Below are 17,222 nucleotides of genomic sequence, written 5' to 3'. Positions count from 1 at the left end.
ATCGTATGAAAATATATAAGACATTATTCCTAGGGCTGGGGTTAATTGCCCTGTCTTCCTGTTCGGACTTCCTGAATCAGACCTCACCGTCTGAATTGGATAATGAATCAACTTTTAATAATGCCTATTATACAGAATTGGCACTTAATAAAGTTTACGGCAGCCTGACGCAAGACCAGACTTATTCTAATTTCCTGCCTATCATTGCCGGAACCAATACCGACTGTGAACTGATTGACGGTTTGGGTACGGATGCAAGCAACACGTCCAGCGAACGTGGTAATATGAACTATAACGCTAATCCGGGATGGTCACAACTTTCCAAAGTATGGGATGCCATGTACGGAGTAATCGAGAATGCGAATCTGGTAGTAGATGGTATAAACAATAGCCAACTGATACAACAAGCAGGAGCAACCCGTACCAGCATGATGAGATTCCGTGCAGAAGCGATAACATTGCGTGCGATGATTTATTTCGATCTGATCCGCTTGTTCGGTGATATTCCTTTCAAAACAGAATCTTCCAACAGCGACCTGTCTAATGTTTACATTGGAAAGGCAGACCGTGACGATATCATGGATGAATTGATAATCGAACTCGAGGAAGCTATCGGATATTTACCTTGGGCTGGTGAAGACGGTTATACAACTGAACATGTAAGCAAAGGCTATGCTCACGCTCTCTTGGCTAATATTGCAATGACACGTGCCGGATATGCTATCCGCGAACAAGCTAAAGACGGATATATCACCGGAGATAACAGTGACGCTACTTATCCTACTCAACGTTGCAGCGATACCAAACGTAGAGAACTATTCGAATTGGCCGAAAAACATCTGGCAGCTGTTGTCAGTTCAGGAAAACATAAACTGAATCCTTCTGTAGAAGAATACTGGCGTTTAATAAATATCGGACAACTTGATCAGACTTATCAAGAAAACCTGTTCGAGATTCCAATGGGACTGAACAAAAGTGGTGAGCTGGGATATACTATCGGATATCGTATAAACGGTGCCAGTTCCCTATTCGGTCCGAAAGGTAACTCATCCGGTAAGTTGAAACTGACTGCTCCTTATTATCTGTCGTTTGGCGAAGGAGATATCCGCCGCGATCTGACTTGTGCTATTTCACAACTTTCTACAGACAAAAACACCAAAGTATTTAAAGAATATATGTTAGGAAATGCTCCTTTCGGTCTTTATTGTGGAAAATGGGATTATCGTAAGATGATGGAAAACTCTGAATGGTACGCAGCTGTATTGGCCAGCGATCAGAAAGTTTGTTCCGGTATCAACGTAGTGAAAATGCGTTATCCGCAAGTATTGCTGATGTATGCCGAAGTTGTGAACGAACTTTATGGTAAGGGTGCAACAGCCGAAGGTTGTACATTAACAGCCACAGCAGCCCTGAAAGAAGTGCACGACCGTGCTTTCACCGATGCAACCAAACGTGATGCTGCATGGACTGCTCTAATGGGAAAAGACTTCTTCGATGCAATTGTTGACGAAAATGCATGGGAACTGGCAGGAGAAGGTGTTCGTAAGTTCGACCTAATCCGTTGGAACCTGTTGAGCGAAAAAATAGACGAGTTCAAAAACGAATATACAAATGCAGTGTATAATGGTACATATCCACAGTATGTGAACTATAAATATCGCACGGACAATCCGATGTATATCGATATGACTTCTCTCGTATTTGGAGCTAAAGTAGGTGGAGAATATGAAAACAAGAGCTTCTTCGGAGCTGAAACCAGTGACAAGGAGCAAAAGAATCTGAAAGTAAACTTGCCTAGTATTTCTGGCGGATTGAACAAGGCTGTAAAGAATCGTTATTTATTGCCGATAGCTTCTACAACCATCTCTACCTCAAACGGTAAATTACATAACTCTTATGGTTATTCGGATTAATCTTAAAATCGTAAAATCGTAAAATGATGAAGAATATAAAAAATATATTGGGAATGGGAGCTTTCATGCTCCTGGCCTCTTTGGCGGTATCTTCGTGTACAGAGAAAAGTGATTGGGATATTGACTCTTCCTATAGCCGTCCTTTCGGAACTGATGAAAACGGAATCAGTGTAGAAACAGACAGTAAAGTAGCCAGAGCGGTAGTAACTTGGAGCTCAACATCCAATACCGACTATTACATTATCGAGATTAGTCCTAACGAGATGACTGACGAAACTCCAATGGGATCAGAAGAAAATGGAAATATCGTTTATGGAAATGATCCTGCCAACCGGATCAAGCAGTCACCTTACACAATGGATAATCTGGCGGTAAATACGACTTATTATATGCGTATCAAGTCTATTTCCGGAGAGAAGGAATCTCGTTGGGTAAATTATAAAAAGACTTTTGCTTCAGTTAAGGAAGAAGCTATCCTGAATATTCCAACTACTGAAGACTTACCTGAAGGTCAAGGAAAAGTACGTATGTCATGGGAAGCCGGATTAGCAGTCGATCATTTCGAAATCATGGAAACGGGTGCCACAGAAGCAACTTCACGTGTTATTTCGTCAACAGAAGCTGCCGCAGGTGAAGCATGGGTTGAAAATTTGAAGTCGTTCACTGAATACACGATTACTATTTATAATGGAAATAATCCACGTGGTTCACAGACTGTTACCATCCCTGGTTTGGAAATCGAATCTACCATCAGTGATATAACAGCAAATTCAGCTGTATTCTCATGGGAAGAAACGGTGGATGTAGATGAATATGCTTGTGTTCTTTCTACCGAAGGAGTACCTGAATCAGGAACCCAATTATCACCAGCAGATATTGCTGCACATAAGGTAACAATCACAGGTTTGGCTTCCAGTACGGAATATACGGCTTATGCTTTCGCAAACGGCTCTATATGTTCTCGTATCACCTTTACAACTAAGAAAGGTAAACCGACAGGTTATACTGAAATGACATGGGAAGATGCCCTTGCCAACTGGGATAATCTTTCAGGAAAAGTATTAATCAATGTTTCCGGAACAGAAGGATTTGCACAAGAAAAAGAAAGCATTGCTGCTGGCGTGACTCACCTTATTTTCTGGGGTGACAGTCAAGACGGACAGGTTAATATGACTATTAAAAAGGGCGTAGGTGCCAGCGGAATATGTGATAAAGTAGAATTCCATAATCTGAATATTACCGATGAAGGAAATACAACCCTTATTTATCAAAACGGTGCTTCAGGTTGCATCAAAGAAATAGAAGTTACCTCGTGTACAATTACCAATATCCGTGGTATCGTTCGTATGAATGCAAGTACAAGTAATGCTATGTCTGTTACTATTGATGACTGTATCATCAAAGGATTGGGAAGAGCAGCAACATCCAATCATTATGGATTACTTCTTTCTGACAAGGTAACATTAACAACTCTCAACCTAGCGGTTTCCAATACTTCTGTTATTGTAGCCAAGGGAGCTTCTGCGTCTCAATTCATAAGACACAAGTCCGGACAAACCGGTACAATAACAATCAAGGATTGCACATTCTATGATATGTCAGCAAGTGATGCTTTCTGCAGAGATACAAAAGATATGACAATGACTATATCAAACACCCTGTTTGCCAAAGGTGGAGTTAAACCTTTCTACAACCCAAGTTCTGTAGCTACAACTCTAAACGTAAACGGTTTATATAAGGCTTCTGACTTTGCATTTGGTGCTACCGACTGGGGAAAAGACTATACTAGTCTTCCTCTGACTTCCGATCAGCTATTCCCTAATGGCTCAAGTGAAGATTTGACTTTTGGAGCAGATGTTCCTGAAGAATACAGAGTCGGTGACCAACGTTGGAACAAATAACTAAATAAAACTGCAAGGTTTTCCGTCAAGTCTGGAATTTGCATTTACTTGACGGAGAATCTTCTCTAAAAAGCAACAGATATTATGAATACAAATTCAATCAATACAATAAGTAAATACTTACTTCTGTTCTTGTTGATTCTTACAGGTGCTTCCTGTAATGACAACGATGATGCAGAAGATACAAGCATCCCTGTTCTGATTTCACAGAATATCAATGATGGTGATGTAGTAGGTCCGAGCGGGTATGTAGAACTGACTTTCAGCAAAGCTATGCGTCAGGCTCCGGATACAGAAATATATTTCAACGGAGGAGTAGTGCGTGTATCCATCAACTACGAAAAAGTACGTTATACCTTCTCTGGTATGGAAAACAAAGAATGTACTTTCGAAGTTCCTGCCGGAGCATTAACAGATATGCAGGGAAGAGCTTACGACGAAGACTTCTTTTTAAGCTTTACTGCCAAATCTGAAATTTCGGGTGGTGGAAAAGTATTCGATGCAATTGTTGATTCAAAAGGGAATGGTGATTACACTACTCTCCAAGCCGCAATCAACGCCATCACTACCCCACCGACCAGTCCTTATAAAATCTTCATTGCCAACGGAACTTATAATGAATGTGTCCGAATCAATAAGAATAAACCATTTGTTCATTTAATCGGTGAGAGCCGCGATGGTGTTAAAATCCAGTTTGCAGTAAACCGTGTAGATGATTCAAGTAATGCTACCTCATGGCCTTATTCTATTTTCAACGAAAACTCACCAGCCCGCAAAGCCGGATATAGTGAAGACCAAAACACAGTAGTGTTGATTGAAGCCACAGATTTTTATGCTGAAAACATTTCAATCATCAATCTTTATGGTGCATTCTCAAATCGTCACACTGGTGGTTTAGGTAAAAATGGACAGGCAGAAGCCTTGATAAACCGTGAAGACCGCTTTGCTTTGAATAATTGTTTGCTTGTCTCCTATCAGGATACATGGTGGACCCGTTATTGGAACAATACAACCCCTCATCGTGCATACGTTTATAACTCATGGATTGAAGGTCATACAGATTATATCTGGGGAAGTGGCGATGTACTTATCGAAAACAGTACATTCTATAATACAGGCAATGACGGTGGTAGCGTTATAACTGCTTCGCGTACCAGTGAAAGCGATAAATACGGATATGTTATAAAAGATTGTACGGTAAACGGTGATGATACAAAATTCTCATTCGGACGTTCCCAAGCAACAACCACGAAAACTGTCTGGATCAACACCAAGTTGAAAATGGATATTATAGATTCACACTGGGGATATGGTGGACAAATACCTACACTATATGCTGAATATAACACTATCGACAAGAATGGAAATATGATTGCGGAAAGTAAAACAATCACCTCCGGAAACGTTTCCTTCACTAGCTCAGTGCTAACAGCATCCGAAGCTGCTAAATATACATATGAGAATATAATAACTATTGACAGCTGGAACCCGAAAGAGTATATGGAAACTCCCCTTGCAGCACCTACCAATGTCAATCTGTCGGGAAACACTCTGACATGGGATGCAGTATCCGGTGCTGCCGGTTACCTCATCTTTATGAATGGTAACTATGCAGGGCAAACTACAGACACTACCGTTACACTGACCAACACTGACGAAAGCAATATTTATACAGTGAAAACTGTAAGCCAGTACGGTACAGTAAGCGAATAAAACCAATAAGATTTAATAAAGAGTTCTTTGTCACATCATCAGCAAATATAATGTATGAGACAAAGAACTCTATTTTTTTAAAAGATAATTTGTATGCTCAAATCTATTAAAATGGGATTATTGTGCTTCTGTGTAATCAACCTATCGGTTGCTTGCAGCAGCGAAGACCCAAGTATCACTGATGAAACACCGGGACAAAATACCGGTAACGGTGGTAATGAGAACGAAAGTGGTGAAGAAGAGACACCTGCCGAAACGCATTATGCCTTTCCGGGCGCTTACGGTGCAGGTTGTTATACTACCGGCGGAGCAGGCGGAGAAGTGTATACAGTAACTTCGCTTGAAGATAACACAACACAAGGGACACTACGCTACGCATTAAATCGTACGGGAAAGCGCACGATCGTATTTGCGGTAAGTGGATTGATAGAACTGAAAAGCCCCTTGAAGATAACCAACGGAGATGTAACGATTGCCGGCCAGAGTGCACCGGGTGACGGTATTTGCCTGAAAGGACATCCCGTATCCGTACAGGCAGACAACGTAATCATCCGCTTCATGCGTTTCCGCATGGGATCGGACAACTTTACAACAGAAGCAGAAGCCGACAGTGGTGATGCATTGTGGGGAAAGCAACATAAAAATATTATCATTGACCATTGTTCGATGAGTTGGAGCACTGATGAATGTGCTTCTTTCTACGATAACACTAACTTTACCATGCAATGGTGCATCATCAGCGAAAGTTTGAATCGTTCGGTACACACCAAAGGTAATCACGGTTACGGAGGAATATGGGGAGGATCACCCGCTACATTCCACCACAATTTATTAGCCCACCACAGCAGCCGTACACCACGTTTATGCGGTAGCCGCTATACAGGGAAACCGGAAAATGAAAAAGTCGATTTACGAAATAATGTTTTCTATAACTGGGGACCGACCAATGGTGGCTATGCAGGAGAAGGAGGAAGCTATAATTTCGTGAACAATTACTACAAGCCCGGACCAGTTACCAATACCAAGAAAAATATTGTAAACCGTATCTTCCAACCTAACGGTGATGACGGTACAAATAAAAACACCAAAGGTATATGGGGTACTTTTTATCTGAAAGGAAACTATTTTGACGGCACATGTCCTGAATTGAAAGCCGAATATCAATCTCTGCTTACTTCTGTAAACAATGACAACTGGCAAGGGTTACACCCCAATGCAACAGAAGCCGTTCCTTTACCCGATGGAGGAGAAAAAGCACTTCAGTCAAGTAACGAATTTACCATTTCCGAAGATGCATCCGAATTCACTCAATCGGCAAAAGAAGCTTATGAATCAGTATTAAAGTATGCCGGTGCTTCCTTAAAATATGATGATGTCGATAAACGCATCATAGCCAACGTTCGCAACGGAGATTATACGGCAGACGGCAGTAATGGCAGTGAAAAGGGACTTATTGATAAAGCCAGCGATGTAGGTGGCTGGCCGGAATATAAAAAGGAAACCGGTCCGAAAGACACCGACGGCGACGGCATCCCTGATGAATGGGAGACTGCCAACGGTTTGAACCCCAAAAGTAAAGCCGACGGTGCCAAATATACTCTAAGTAAAACGTATACCAATCTGGAAGTTTACCTCAACAGTCTGGTAGAAAAGTTGTATCCCAACAAATAAATCGTCTATATCCCTAAACAGTTAAAAGATAATGGAAGCAGAAAATATCTCTATTTTATATAGCTATTGCATTCAGCATCGCAGGATTATGTACCTCATGCTCTTCAGACGATCCTGTAGATGATACAGGTGGAGGAACAAATAATTCAGGTGGGACATCTTCTGATGTCAAGCAACTGGATTATGGAGAACTTCTTGCTTTCCCATACGCCGAAGGGCACGGTCGCAATACCACCGGAGGACGCGGGGGAAAAGTTTATCATGTGACTAGCCTTGAAGACGACGCCAGTGGAAGTATCAGCGGAAGTCTGCGCTGGGCTATGCAACAAGACGGTCCTAAAACGATTGTATTTGATGTGTCGGGTACCATCTATTTGAAATCGGAATTAAAAACCCAGAAAGATGATCTGACCATTGCCGGACAGACATCACCGGGCGGTATCTGTATTGCCAATTATCCATTTACGATTAATTCCAGCAATATCATCATTCGTTTCATCCGTTTCCGCCCCGGAAACTCTAACGTAGACTGCGACGGATTAGGAGGTTGTGACAAACAAAATGTAATCATCGACCATTGTTCAGTAAGCTGGGGAAGCGATGAATGTCTTTCTGTCTATGGTATGCAAAATTCTACCGTACAATGGTGTTTAGCTTATCAAGCCTTACGTGTGACTGATGTAAAGATCAATGCTGCCACAGGCAAATTCGCTTCTCACGAATATGGCGGTAACTGGGGAGGAAACTATGCCTCTTACCACCATAACCTGATAGCCCATTGCGAAAGCCGTGTTCCACGCCTTGGTCCCCGATATACTACATTAGCACTGAACAACAACGATGGAGAGCGAGTGGATATGCGCAACAATGTTTACTACAATTGGGGAGGCGAAGGCTGCTACGGTGGTGAAGCGCAACACGTGAATATCGTTAACAACTACTACAAGCCAGGCCCCGGAACCGATGAAAGCGGTAAAGCAGACCGTGCATACCGTATCGCGAAGCCAGATGTATATCCGGAAAATTACTCTGGCGAAGCCTACAAAAAATGGCTTCAAACTTGGGGAAAGTTTTATATCGACGGAAATAAAGTAGTAGGCAATACGACTGTTAGCAATGATAACTGGACAAAAGGTGTATTTGACCAAATGGACGGTAAAAACTGTGCAACTACGGAGCTTTGGAACCAACATACCCAGATAAAATCAAGTTCACCGATAGTTAAGGCAGGAAATGTAAGAACTCATACGCCGGATGAGGCTTATGAACGTGTGATGAGCTATGCAGGAGCCAGCAACTATCGTGATAAAGTCGACGAGTTGATAATTAGCGACGTTAAAAACAGAAAAGCAAGTTGCACGGGAGATGCCAGCAAATGGGAAGGTCTTTCCGGCTACTCACAAAACAAAAGTGGATATATCAACGACCCGAAAGATGTCTGCAGAGCCTTAGGAGTAAATGATCCCTACGATGTTCTGAAATCTGTAACCAATGCAAACGTGAAAGATACGGACGGTGACGGTATTCCCGACTACTGGGAAGAAGAATATGGTTTGAATCCCAAGAAATCTGCTGATGGAAAAGAAACGACTATTGACAAAAACGGGAAGTACACTAATCTGGAAATGTATCTCAATAGTCTGGTGCACGAAATCATGGTAAATGGTGCGACAGGTGGCAGTGTTATAGAATAATTTTAGTAAATTCGAACCCAAATGATAAATTAGTAATGAAAAAGAATATATTAGCAATCTGTAGTTTGATATTGGCTTTTCCTCTAGTGGGACAAGCCATGCAACCTGCCATTTCGGTTGAAAAAACATCAAAGGACTATCCTACCCCGGATCGTTCTAAAGTTCTCGCCTTCCCCGGTGCCGACGGAGCAGGAAAATATACCACCGGTGGTGCCGGAGGTGCTGTATACACTGTTACGTCCCTGGCAGACGACGGTTCGGAAGGGACACTTCGCTGGGCTATCAGCAAGAAAGGTCCCCGCACCATTGTCTTTGCGGTTAGCGGAATTATTGAACTACAAAAAGCATTAAAACTCAGCAATGGTGATGTGACCATTGCAGGACAGACAGCTCCGGGTGATGGCATTTGCCTGAAAAACTATACGTTCTCTATTCAGGCAGACAACGTAATCGTCCGTTTCATCCGTTCCCGTATGGGAGTCGACATCAAACAAAAAGGTGACGACGCAATGAATGGTACAAAAGCGCACCAAAACATTATCATAGACCACTGCTCCATGAGTTGGTGTACGGACGAATGTGCCACATTCTATGATAACCGTAATTTCACTCTTCAATGGTGCATCATCAGTGAAAGTCTCGCCAATTCTATCCACGAAAAGGGAGCGCATGGTTATGGAGGTATCTGGGGTGGACAGCCTGCTACTTTTCACCATAACTTACTCGCCCATCACACTAACCGCACACCCCGTCTTTGCGGAAGCCGTTATACGGGTCGTCCGGAAGATGAAAAAGTGGAATTATTCAATAATGTGATTTATAATTATGGCAGTGACGGTGCTTATGCCGGTGAAGGAGGTTCCTACAACTTTATCAATAACTACTATAAACCGGGACCTTTCAGTGCGACAAAAGGTTCTTTCAAACGCTTGTTTACAGCGTATGCCGATGATGGCAAAAACAACAATAAAGCAGGTGTTCATGGTGTATTCTATTTCAAAGGTAACTATATGGATCCTACCTGTCCCAAACTGACTGACAAGCAGAAAGAGGCTCTTTATAAAGTGAATATGGATAACTCTTACGGACTGGTTATCAAAAAAGACTTTGCCACAGAAAAGGAAGTACTGTCTAAAAAAGCATTTGACATAGCCGAACATACTTCTTTGCAACCTGCCAAGAAAGCCTACAAAGATGTTCTCGAGTTTGCCGGTGCTTCATATCGCCGTGACGCCATAGACCAACGCATCGTAGATGAAACTCTCAAAGGCACTTATACTTACGAAGGTTCTCACGGAAGCACGAATGGAATGATTGACCAACCGTCTGATGTAGGAGGATGGCCGGAATATAAATCAGAAACAGCACTTGTTGATACAGATGGTGATGGTATTCCCGATGAATGGGAAAAGAAACACAACCTTAATCCCAATGATCCTTCAGACGGAGCCAAATATACATTAAGCCCGGAATATACAAACTTGGAAATGTATATGAACAGCCTTGTGAATCATCTGTACCCTAAAAAATAAATTCGGATAACCAAGATGAGGGTAAATGTATCGAAACTCTCATAAACAATAATTCACCCTCGCCACAGATAGTTGTAGCGAGGGTGATTTCGATAAAAGGGGAGCTTTGAACATCCCCCTTTCCTATATCTTTCCTTTCCTATTATTATCTCCCTACTCTATCCCGATACTCCGTAGGCGTCATTCCAACCTGTGCTTTAAAGCATTTACTGAAATAACGCGGATCATTAATGCCTACCATATACGAAATCTGGGTCATATTAAATTCTCCGGTTTCTATTAATTGTGTAGCCCGCTTGATACGCATTTCTTTGATAAATTCAATCGGAGCCAGTCCGGTAAGTGTTTTCAGCTTCTTGAAGAAGACAGAACGGCTGACAGCCAGTTCCCGAACCAGATCATCTACCACCAGTTCTCCATTATCCATGTTCTGCTCCATCAACTCTACCAATTTATCCATAAACTTACGGTCGTTGGGAGACATTTCGAGAGTTGCAGGTACAGTTTCGGAGGCATCTTCTTCAGCAGACGGCATATCCGTAGCCACAGGCACTTCCTCCTGACCGGTAGAAATATTAATATGCATCAGACTATCCCGGTAGAAACTTTGCAGTTTCTTACGCTGCATCAACAGATTTTCCACACGGGCTTGCAGATAGGTAGCACTGAAAGGCTTCGTTATATAATCGTCCGCACCATATTCCAGTCCCTCCAGTTTGCTTTCAATCGTAGTTTTGGCAGTAAGCAAGATGATAGGTATATGGCTGGTCGTCATATCCGCACGCAGTTCGCGCGTCATTTCGATACCATCTTTCTCAGGCATCATCACGTCACTGATGATAATATCCGGCAGGTACTTCAAAGCCTTGCTTGCCCCCTCCTTACCGTCAGCAGCTTCCACCACCCGGTACATCGGAGAAAATATACTGCGCAAGAATTCACGTAACTCCTGATTATCTTCGACTAACAACATCAATTCTTTGGAGTTTTCTTCTTTCGCAAATTCTTCCCCATACACATCTTCAATTTTCTCCGAATCATCGCTTACCAACGTTTCAGACTGAATGGAAGAATTGGCTATATCCACTACTTGTCCCATTCTTGCCGGAGCAACCGCATCTTCCAGAATAAACTCGGCTTCCTTATCATAATGTTCTTTTCCCTTTAGGAAATCTACTTTGAAGCAACTCCCTTCTCCCAAATGGCTATCAACGGAAATAGTCGCTTTATGCATTTCTACCAGCTCTTTCACCAATGAAAGTCCGATACCCGTACTAGCCTGATTGAAAAGATTCTTATCCACCAGATTCTCAAAACGGACAAACAGTGACTTCTTTTTATTTTCCGCAATACCGATACCCTGATCTTGCACGCCAATAGAAACTGTATTTTCATCTTCACGGATAAACACTGTAATCATCTTACCATTCGGCGTATATTTAAATGCATTGGAAAGCAAATTGAATACAATCTTTTCCAGCTTATCGGCATCCACCCAAAGATAAAGATGTTCCTTTTCGGTCTGGAACAGGAAATCAATCCGATGTTCTTCGGCCACAGCTTCAAAATTATCCATCACCTTACGGACGAAAGGTACAATATCCAGCCGCTGCACCTGCATCTTCATCTTCTTATTCTGAATCTTGCGGAAGTCCAGAATCTGATTGACAAGACGGAGCATCCGATTGGTATTCCGTTCAACCACCACTAACTGTTCGCGAGCATCAGCCGGCAATTTATCATTCTTCAAGACCTGCTCCACCGGACCTGCTATCAACGTAAGCGGGGTACGCAACTCATGCGATATATTAGTAAAGAAACGTAGTTTTATATCCGAAATCTGCTGTTCGACCGAAACCTCATGCTTCAACCGATAAATGGTAAACAGGATATAAACGGCTACGAAAATAATAATCAGAATAAAAAGTACATAAAGCACATAAGCTACCGGCGTCTCCCAGAAAGAAGGAAGAATAACAATGTTCAGCAGACGTTCATTATCCACCCACACACCATCACTATTCGTTGAACGAACACGGAGCACATACTCTCCTTTCGGAAGATTCGTATAAGTCACACTACGCTGTTTGTCGGCAAAAGTCCACTGTTTCTCAAATCCGTCGAGAATATAAGCATACTGTATATTCTGCGGATTGGTATAATCAAGTGCCGCAAAGTGAACGGAGAAAATATTCTCTTTGTGTGAGAGCACCAATGGGTCGGTATCGTCAATATCCACCTTCAGCAAGGAGTCATCTCCGGGTGTAATATCCTCATTAGTCACCATCAGCTTGGAGAATACGATAGGTGGGATATAGCTACTCTTACGAATAGAGTCGGGATTAAATATAAAGACTCCGCCACTGGCACCGAAAAGCATACTTCCTTTAGCCGTCAATGTGGAAGCCGCTTCACTAAAGCGCACCGGGAAAGTAATACTACGTTCGTCGTAACTTTCAAAACGTTCTTCAGACGGGATGAACTTACAAATCCCATTCTCCGTACTAATCCATAAATTCTCCTTACTATCTTCGCGGACAGAAAGCAAGACGTCAGAAGGAAGACCATCCAGTACGGAATATGATTTGAACTCTCCATGACCGTCTTTACTGATAGATACCAGTTTGTTGAGTCCCCCGCCGAAAGTAGCCAGATAAAGTTCCTTTTTCTTAGTGGAAATAATCCAATGGACATCATTATTACTCAAACTTTGCGTATCGTTCGGCATACGGGAGAAATGATAAAACTGCACATCCTCCGGTTTCTTAAAGTTCTCATCAAAAGCAACAGCTCCCGTAGTTGTGCCTACCCACAGACGTCCATTATGATCGGAAGTAATGAAACGCGCTTTGTAGCAAGGATCAATCGGATATCCTTTCAGATTGTTCCGGTGATTGATAAACAACGTCTTTCCTGCTTCATTCTCCGTAATATAATTGATACCTCCGGCAAAAGTAGCTACCCAGATACGACCATAATGATCTTCATAGATACAATACACATTGTTATCGCTCAAACTGTACATATCTTCTTCACGATGAAGATAACGGGTCAGTTTATAAGACATTCCGTTGGAAGAAGTCGGCTCGGCACGGACAAGTCCGTCTCCTTTTGTTGCAATCCAGATCATTCCTTTCGAATCCTGAATAACAAAATAAACAGTTCCCAACATGGGAGTACCAGTAGTAGAAACGATGCCGCTTTCGGTCAGATATCCCTTATAATTTTTGTCGGCATCATACATACGAAGCATACCGTCTTTCAAACCGACCCACAGATTACCCAGTTTGTCTTCACACAGGGCACGCACCTCATTATGCAATGATTCATGTTCATGCGGCATAGGAGTCATCATCGCGAAAGGTACATTCCGATAAGTCACTTTCTCCAATCCCTTAGAGTGGGTGCAAAGCCATAAATTACCTTGTTTGTCGGAAAAAGCCGAATGAATCTTATTGGAAAAACGCCAGTCACGGCTACCCAATTCATTATAGAAAGGAACCAACCGCTTTTTTTGAGGATCAAAATAAGAGAAACCTCCTCCGTAAGGATGTACCCAAAGATATCCGTTTACATCTTCATGGATATGGAAGGCCGGACGGGAACGTTCGGGATTACTGTATTCAATAAGAATCTGTTCACGGGTCACCACTCCGGTCGAAGGATTAAAATGGGCTACAACACCCGGTTCTTCCTGCTCAAACCACACTTCCGAAGCACGGTCTACATAAGCAGAAAGGATCGGTTTTGCGGGTAAAGCCTTGCAAGTCAGGAATGAATAATGCACATTTGTTTTAGTCCGCAAGTTGTAAGTAAAGAAACCATCCGAATCAGTAGTGATCACAGAGATGTCCGGTGCAACCGGATGAATAGAAGTGATCTGTCCTTTCGTGGGGAGCTCGATCAACGTAAATTCTCCGCTTTCTTTCTGATAAGACCAGATGCGTCCATGATCGGAGGCAAAGCAAATGTCCTTATCCCGCTCCTGTACTGCATAAAAAGCTTGGTTCATTCCGCCAAACTTTCCTTTTGTCTCCGTAAAGTAAGAGTCCGGTTCTTTCTTTTCGGGGCGGATCATGCCGAGACCGTTATCTGTCAACAGCCAGTCATTGCCTGCTTTATCTTGATGTACTTTGAGTATATGTAGAGAGGGAAATAACTCCGTCTTACTGGAATAAATATCCCATGTCAGGCGATTATTCTCATCCGGATGAGTCTGGATTCGGATAGCTCCGTCATTTTCTGTCAGCAGCCAGACGGTTCCATTCGGCATCACCTCAATGGTATGTACATTGAAAGCGCTTCCCTCTTCTCCGGCAGCAGGCACCTGTTCAAAAGTCTCCGTCTTCGGATCGAAACGATGGACACGATTATCATAGGTCAGTAGCCACAGAAAACCGTAACGGTCTTCATAGATACGATCTACACGGTTATTGGTCAAACTGATATAGTTTCCCTGACGGGCCTTGTATGTTTTAAAGGTATAACCGTTGAAACGGTTGATGCCATCCCAAGTGGCAAACCAAAGATTGTCTTTGTGATCCTGCAAGATGTTCATCACCGTATTTTGGGATAATCCATCTTCAGTAGAATAGTGGGTGAAAAAACAGTGCTGCTGTGCATGTGTCAAGAACACAATAGCTAGCAAAAAGATTACTGAAATTAAGGTTTTCTTCATCATATCACTCGGTTCTGTGCCGTAAAGATAGAAAAATACTTGTAGTTTAATGCAATCTTTAGCGGCTATTTAACAGAATCGGACCATTCTATAGAACAAGTCATCAATTTTAGACATAAGAATAAAAGAACAAAATATCTTGTCGGATTCTGTTTTTTCGCTCTTTTGTTCTTATGTCCACTTATTTATACTTCTGCTTTGTTGTTCTGCTGCTTCCAGCTAATTTGTTTCTTTACCTGTTCATCAAATCAGCGCTTTACCGTTATCTGTTTGTTTCCGTTCTCTACCGGATTCCAACCATCTTCTCCTGCCAGAACAGTTGTTATCTCATATCCTTTCTGATTTTTCAGTTGTCGGGAGAAAGCAGCACGTGCTTTCGGGTTGGCCCCTTCACCCCGATTTTCGTATTCGGCATAAAAGACTGTCTTTTCATTTTCTTTCTTACCCCAATTATTCCAGCCGACAGGAAGGATATGTTTCCCCAACTCACAACGAATAAATACAGCCTGTGCATACGGACGCCAAGGACGGGACAGATATACTTTCTTGGCTTCCGGCTCTGCTGTCAACCGGCAATCGTAGAAGACATAGCCGTACTTTTTCCCTTTATCGGTAGAAGGAGCAGTGACATAGCCATCGCGTTTGCTATGAATGTGACAGCGATTAAAAACAGCGATAGACCAGCCGAAAATAAAATCGACTGTTCCTTCAATATAGCAATCTTCGTAATATTGACGGCTTTGCTTCCCATATGTGTAGAGAGTATCTTGGAAGCCGAGGAAACGGCAGTTCTTAAAATAGACACGGTCGGCAGATACAAAGCAGGCAACTGCCTGTCCTACGGGACCTGATGAGTTCTCAAAAGTGATATTTTCCGCATAGAAGTCGGGAGCATAGATATAGCAACTGGATGAACCGGAAGTTCCCATATTCTCACCGAATACATTTTTCTTGTTTGCGAAACCGTCATAAGTCAATATCGTACCTTCTTCTCCAATCAGGGAAATATTAATCTTGGATTCAGGGATGATGAGTTTCTCTTTATAAGTACCCTTGCGAACCAGAATAGTGGTACGGATGTCTTTGCGAAAATCGGGAACAGCATCGATCGCTTCCTGCACGGTAAAGAAATCACCGCTACCATCTTGAGCCACTACATAATCGGATTGACGGATATATTTCGCCAATTCCGGAATTTCCTTGCCGATGGCATCCACAGCCAGCCCTGCAATAGTTCGCGCTCCGTATACATTCAAGTGAGTATTGTCTTCACGGCCTTTCGGAAAAGCAGGCACTTGATTGGGCTCAACAAACACAAATAATTTCTTAGATTCTACTGGTCCAAGTCCTTGTACCAGGTCATGAGTGATTTTATTCATATCAATGAAAATCACTCCTAATTCTTTTGCCACATTGCGGGGAGCATCCAGATAAGCACCATGTGTATCGAATAAAACAGCTCCTTCCTTCGGCTGTTCCTTTTCCCCCGGCGTGCGGCGGACATCTTTTGCAATGGCGTCATCCTTCGGTTGCACAAAGTTACGACGGACGATAGAGTTAAACAATACCGGTATTCCACCCTTGGCACGGGTTTCATTTACATAGCGGCGAAGAATCTCATCAAAAGTTGTCCCCGGATCAGTGTGACGGGTAGAGTCTGCTTTCTCATCGTTATGACCGAACTGAATAAAGACATAATCTCCTTTTTTTCACTTTGGAAATCACTTTTTCCCAACGTCCTTCACTGATAAAGCTCTTGGAACTGCGTCCGTTAGCAGCATGATTGTCTATCCGTACATCTTCAGAAAAGAATCCGGGAAGCACCATTCCCCAACCACGTTCAGGGTTTCCTCCATCTATTTTCTTGTTAGCCATGGTCGAATCGCCTATCATGAAGATAGTGATAACCGGTTTGTCCGCACGAAATGCAGAAAAAAGAATGAAAACTGCGGCCAGCAGCCCCCACATTTTATGTCTTTGTGTCTTCATATTTATCTATAATTATAATACTAACTTGCAGCTTATCGTAAACCGATTTATTTCGGTTGAACCAATGTGTTCACCGTATTGAAGCAAAGTGTTTCAAGCGTTGAAACTAATAATCCCAAGCGGGCTGGCAA

General features: G+C 42.5%; 7 protein-coding genes and 1 pseudogene. 6 read left to right on the top strand and 2 right to left on the bottom strand.

Annotated elements, in window-relative coordinates; genetic code table 11:
- The first annotated feature begins 5 nt into the window (after positions 1–5).
- From NXX38_RS12015 to NXX38_RS11990, 6 genes are all read left to right on the top strand, one after another.
- Positions 6–1,913: a RagB/SusD family nutrient uptake outer membrane protein gene (locus NXX38_RS12015; RefSeq protein WP_217722026.1), complete on the top strand. Its 1,908-nt coding sequence runs from the start codon at positions 6–8 to the stop codon at positions 1,911–1,913.
- A gap of 23 nt (positions 1,914–1,936) precedes the next feature.
- Positions 1,937–3,814, top strand: a complete 1,878-nt coding sequence (locus tag NXX38_RS12010) for a DUF5123 domain-containing protein (RefSeq protein ID WP_195648536.1) — start codon at positions 1,937–1,939, stop codon at positions 3,812–3,814.
- A gap of 84 nt (positions 3,815–3,898) precedes the next feature.
- Positions 3,899–5,527, top strand: a complete 1,629-nt coding sequence (locus NXX38_RS12005; RefSeq protein ID WP_117934740.1) for a pectinesterase family protein — start codon at positions 3,899–3,901, stop codon at positions 5,525–5,527.
- A gap of 93 nt (positions 5,528–5,620) precedes the next feature.
- Positions 5,621–7,198, top strand: a complete 1,578-nt coding sequence (locus tag NXX38_RS12000) for a pectate lyase (protein WP_195648537.1) — start codon at positions 5,621–5,623, stop codon at positions 7,196–7,198.
- 263 nt (positions 7,199–7,461) lie between these two features.
- Entirely contained in the window at positions 7,462–8,892 is a 1,431-nt protein-coding gene (locus tag NXX38_RS11995) for a pectate lyase (protein WP_409012865.1), read from the top strand.
- Positions 8,893–8,927: 35 nt separating this feature from the next.
- Positions 8,928–10,424, top strand: coding sequence for a pectate lyase (locus tag NXX38_RS11990; RefSeq protein ID WP_122135610.1), 1,497 nt, complete (start codon positions 8,928–8,930; stop codon positions 10,422–10,424).
- Between the two features lie 145 nt (positions 10,425–10,569).
- On the opposite strand, the gene NXX38_RS11985 is transcribed toward NXX38_RS11990, so the two are convergent.
- Both NXX38_RS11985 and NXX38_RS11980 read right to left on the bottom strand, forming a co-directional pair.
- The gene (locus NXX38_RS11985) at positions 10,570–15,105 is read right to left on the bottom strand and encodes a two-component regulator propeller domain-containing protein (RefSeq protein ID WP_258979571.1); all 4,536 of its coding nucleotides are present in this window, start codon (positions 15,103–15,105) and stop codon (positions 10,570–10,572) included.
- A 245-nt stretch (positions 15,106–15,350) separates the two neighbouring features.
- Positions 15,351–17,091 (bottom strand): annotated as a pseudogene (locus tag NXX38_RS11980) (pectinesterase family protein).
- Positions 17,092–17,222 lie beyond the last annotated feature (131 nt).

Source organism: Bacteroides sp. BFG-637 (assembly GCF_024793605.1).
GTDB classification, from domain to species: Bacteria; Bacteroidota; Bacteroidia; order Bacteroidales; family Bacteroidaceae; genus Bacteroides; species Bacteroides vicugnae.
Note: the sequence above shows the minus strand (reverse complement) of the source record. Positions and strands in the feature narration are given on the sequence as shown.